Here is a 4,880-nt window from a genome sequence, read left to right as displayed (position 1 = left end):
CCGCGCGGCTCAGGCCGCCGAGGCCAGTTCGTCGGTGCGGGTCCGCCGGGCCCTCGCCAGGGCCGCCGGGGTGAGCACCGGCTTCGGCACCACGATCCCGCACCCCGTGCACACCGGACCGGACCACGGCTCGCCGGCCAGGTCGTGCTGCCAGGCGATCCGGGGCTGGCGGCACACCGGGCAGCCGGTGCCCGGCTCGCCCTCCAGGGCGGTGATGAGCCGGCCCAGCACCTCGGCGAGCGGCACGGAGGGGTGCACCGCCGGGTCGTCGCAGCGCGCGACCCCGTTGCCGCCCCAGGTGCGCCGGTGCCAGTCGTCGAAGGCGGCGGGGCGGCGCAGCCCCCGGTGCTTCTCCCGCCTGCGCCGCTCCGCGAACCCGGCCTCGTAGCCGAGCCAGACCGCGCGGGCCCGCTCCAGTTCCTCCAGGGCACGCACCAGCCGCACCGGGTCGGGGGCCCGGTCCTCGGGGTCGATGCCGTGCCGTGCGCACAGATGGTCCCAGGTCGCCCGGTGCCCGTAAGGGGCGAACCGCTCCAGGCATTTGCGCAGCGAGTACCGCCGCAGTGCCAGATCGCTCCTCGGGTCACGGACCTGTCTCGCCAGACTCCGGAAACCGGCCATCGCGCCGCCACCTCCGTCGCTCGTACTCCGTCGCCCGTACTTCGGCGTCAGGGGATGGACGTACGACTGCCCGGATCGGCTCCCTCCAAGGGTGCGGATGTCCGATTGCTGAGACGCCCGCACAGCATCCGCCGGGATGTGGCGATTCGGAGAAGGTGACCGATGTTCACCTTACCGCCCGGTCATACCGTCGGTAACCTGCCGCGCACTGGCCTCTCGGAGGAGTACGCATGCCCCCACGCACTCGTATGACCGCCCGCACCGGTACCACCAGAGCCGGGGCGGTCGCTGCGGCCCTCGCCCTCGGCACGTCGCTGCTCGCCGCCGCACCCCACGCCGGCGCCGCCGAGGCGGACCCCGTCCCCGACCACTGCCAGGGACAGTGCGCCGACATCCTGCCGCCCGGCGAGAACGGCAACGCCACCCTCGTCGAGATCCTCGGCAACAAGGCGTTCGGCACCCACCCCGCGCACAGCGACGACCAGCTCGACCGGTACGACGGCCTGGTCGCCGGGCACACCGCGCTCACCGACCGGAAACTCACGGACTTCTTCAACGACGCCTCCTTCGGCGTCCCGGCGGACCGGGTCGAGTCCGTCACCTCGCCGCGCGACGACGTCACCATCACCCGCGACAAGGCGACCGGCGTCCCGCACATCAAGGGCACCACCCGCTACGGCACCGAGTTCGGCGCCGGGTACGCGGCCGGGCAGGACCGGCTCTGGCTGATGGACCTCTTCCGCCACATCGGGCGCGGCGAGCTGACCTCGTTCGCCGGCGGGGCCCTCGCCAACCAGGGCCTGGAGCAGCAGTTCTGGCCGCAGGCCCCGTACACCGAGGCCGACCTGGAGGCCCAGGTCGAGTACATCAGGACCCATGAGGGCGCCCGCGGCGAGCAGGCCATGGCCGACGCGCAGGCGTACGTGGACGGCATCAACGCCTACCGCAAGAAGGCCAAGGACGGCCGCTACTTCCCCGGCGAGTACGTGCTGACCGGCAAGATCGACGCCCTCACCAACATCGGCGAGATCCAGCCGTTCAAGCTGACCGACCTCATCTCCATCGCCTCCGTCGTCGGCGGCCAGTTCGGCGGCGGGGGCGGCGGCGAGGTGCAGGCCGCGCTCTCGCTGCTCGCCGCCCAGCAGAAGTACGGCGTCGCCGAAGGCACGAAGGTCTGGGAGTCCTTCCGCCAGCGCAACGACCCGGAGGCCGTGCTCACCGTCCACGACGGCACCTCCTTCCCGTACGCCAACAAGCCCGACAAGGCCGTCGGCACCGCGCTCCCCGACCCCGGCTCCGTCACCGCCGAACCCCTGATCCACGACCGCACCGGCTCGGCGGGCACCGGCGTGAAGGCGCCGGTCCGGGCCCCGGCCACGCTCCGGAAGGCGCAGGGAATCTTCGACGACGGCGTCATACCGGAGGGCTCGCTGCCCGGTTCCGGCTCCGGCGCCCAGAAGCGCGGCATGTCCAACGCCCTGCTGGTGTCCGGCGCGCACACCGCGAGCGGCAACCCGATCGCCGTGTTCGGGCCGCAGACCGGCTACTTCGCGCCGCAGCTGATGATGCTCCAGGAGATCCAGGGCCCCGGCATCAGCGCCCGCGGCGTCTCCTTCGCCGGCGTCGGCATGTACGTCCAGATGGGCCGGGGTCAGGACTACGCCTGGAGCGCCACCTCGGCCGGCCAGGACATCACCGACACCTACGCGATCGAGCTGTGCGAGCCGGACGGCTCGGCGCCCGGCAAGGACTCCGCGCACTACCTCTACCGGGGCACCTGCACCGCGATGGAGAAGATGGAGAAGGCCAACTCCTGGAAGCCCACCGTCGCGGACTCCACGGCCCAGGGCTCCTACCGGATGCGGGTGTGGCGCACGAACTACGGCGTCGTCACCCACCGCGCCACGGTGGACGGCAAGCCGGTCGCGTACACCTCGCTGCGCTCCACCTACCGGCACGAGGCCGACTCCATCATCGGCTTCCAGATGCTCAACGACCCGTCGTACGTCACCGACGCCGCGTCCTTCCAGCGCGCGGCGAGCAACATCGACTACGCGTTCAACTGGTTCTACGCGGACTCCCGCACCGCCGCCTACTACAACAGCGGCATGAACCCGGTGCGCGCCGCCGGCGTGGACCCGGCGCTGCCCGTCCGCGCCGAGAAGGCGTACGAGTGGCAGGGCTACGACCCGGCCGCCAACACCGCCGCGTACACCGCGTTCGCCGAGCACCCGCACTCCAGCGGGCAGGACTACTACGTCTCCTGGAACAACAAGCAGGCCGCGGGCTACGCCGCCGCCGGCTTCGGGCTGAGCGCGGTGCACCGGGGCGACCTGCTGGACGACCGGGTCGCGAAACTGGTCGCCGAGGGCGGCGTCACCCGCGCCGCGCTGACCCGCGCGATGGCCGAGGCGGCCCTCACCGACCTGCGCGGCGAGCAACTGCTGCCCGAGCTGCTGAAGGTCATCCGCTCCCAGCCGGTCCCCGACCCGGAGCTGAACGCGGTGGTCCAGCAACTGGACTCCTGGCGGGCGGCGGGCGCCCAGCGCAAGGAGACGAGCCCCGGCTCGCACACCTACGGGCACGCCGACGCGGTCCGGATCATGGACGCCTGGTGGCCGCGGCTGATCGAGGCGGAGTTCCGCCCCGGTCTCGGCGACGGCCTGTACGGGGCGCTGACCGCGAACCTCGCCACCGACGAGTCCCCGGCCGCCAGCCACGGACCGAGCGGGGCGCACAGCGGTTCGGCCTTCCAGTACGGCTGGTGGGGCTTCGCCGACAAGGACCTGCGCCAGGTCCTCGGACAGCGGGTCGAGGGCCCGCTGGCCAGGGAGTACTGCGGCGGCGGCGACCTGGCCGCCTGCCGTACGGCGCTGCTGTCCACGCTGAAGGAGGCGGCGGCGGTGCCGGCCGCGCAGGTCTACCCGGCCGACGCCACCTGCGGCGCCGGTGACCAGTGGTGCACGGACTCCCTCGTGCACCGGCCGCTGGGCGGCATCTCCCAGAAGTCCCTGCACTGGCAGAACCGTCCCACGTACCAGCAGGTGGTGGAGTTCCCGAGCCACCGCTGATCACCCACCCCCGGCCGGGGCCGGGCGGGCCCGCCGACGACGGGCCCGCCCGGCCCCGCCTCAGCGGTAGCGCAGGTACCGCTTCCGTACGGCGCGGAACGCCGCGAGGTCGTCCGCCCAGGCGCCCACCACCTCGTCCACATCCGCACCCGCGTCGATCATCGTGCGCACCCGGGTGTTGCCGGTGAGCTTGTCGATCCAGTTGTCGGACCGCCAGGCGAACCCGCTCCACGTCCGCTTCGCCGTCACCAGCAGCGCGATCCCCGTGCGCACCGGGTCGAAGGCCGCCCGGTCCCGGACGTGCACCTGCACCCCGCCGACCGTCTTGCCCTGGAATTTGGAGAACGTCGGCGCGAAGTACGCCTCGCGGAACGCGACCCCCGGCAGTTCCAGCGCGTTGGCCGCGTCCGCCCAGGCGTGGTCGACGCCCTCCGCGCCCAGCAGTTCGAACGGGCGGGTCGTGCCGCGCCCCTCGGAGAGGTTCGTCCCCTCGAAGAGGCAGGTGCCGGAGTAGACCAGGGCCGTGTCCGGCGTCGGCATGTTGGGGCTCGGCGGCACCCACGGCAGCCCCGTGTCGTCGAAGAAGTCGGAGCGCGACCAGCCGGACATCGCCACCGTCTCCAGCTCGGCCGGGCGGTCCTTCAGGAACTCCCCGTTGAACAGCAGCGCCAGCTCCGCGACCGTCATCCCGTGCGCCTGCGCGATCTCGCGGCGGCCCACGAAGGTGCCGAACGCCGGGTCCAGCACCGGGCCGAGCGCCGCCCGCCCGGACACCGGGTTCGGCCGGTCGAGCACGACGAACCGCTTGCCCGCCAGCGCCGCCGCCTCCATGCAGTCGTACAGCGTCCAGATGTACGTGTAGAAGCGGGCGCCGGCGTCCTGGATGTCGAAGACGACCGTGTCCACGCCGGACGCCGTGAAGACGTCGGCGAGCGGCTGACCGCTTTTCAGGTACGTGTCGTAGACCGGGAGCCCGGTCGCCGGGTCGTCGTAGCGGCCCTCCGACCCGCCCGCCTGCGCGGTGCCCCGGAAGCCGTGCTCCGGCCCGAAGACGGCCCGCAGGTCCACCCGGTCGTCCGGGTGCATCACGTCCACGATGTGCCGGACGTCCTCGGTGATCCCGGTCGGGTTGGTGACGACGCCGACCTTCTGGCCGGCCAGCAGGGCGTAGCCGTCGGCCGCCAGCCG

The 4,880-nt window shown here is 72.8% G+C and carries 3 protein-coding genes; 1 reads left to right on the top strand and 2 read right to left on the bottom strand.

Annotated elements, in window-relative coordinates; all coding sequences use genetic code 11:
* Nucleotides 1-9: 9 nt before the first annotated feature.
* Entirely contained in the window at nt 10-621 is a 612-nt protein-coding gene (locus MHW47_RS31900; protein WP_239227345.1) for a hypothetical protein, read from the bottom strand.
* A 230-nt stretch (nt 622-851) separates the two neighbouring features.
* Between MHW47_RS31900 and MHW47_RS31895 the strand changes: the two genes are divergently transcribed.
* Nucleotides 852-3,692 (top strand): penicillin acylase family protein, encoded by a 2,841-nt coding sequence (locus MHW47_RS31895; protein ID WP_239227344.1) that lies wholly within the window; start codon nt 852-854, stop codon nt 3,690-3,692.
* Nucleotides 3,693-3,752: 60 nt separating this feature from the next.
* Here the strand turns inward: MHW47_RS31895 and MHW47_RS31890 are convergent.
* Nucleotides 3,753-4,880: exo-beta-N-acetylmuramidase NamZ domain-containing protein (locus MHW47_RS31890; protein ID WP_239227343.1), on the bottom strand; the 1,128-nt coding region annotated here is incomplete at its 5' end.

The organism is Streptomyces sp. OfavH-34-F, assembly GCF_022347745.1.
Lineage (GTDB): Bacteria > Actinomycetota > Actinomycetes > Streptomycetales > Streptomycetaceae > Streptomyces.
Note: the sequence above shows the minus strand (reverse complement) of the source record. Positions and strands in the feature narration are given on the sequence as shown.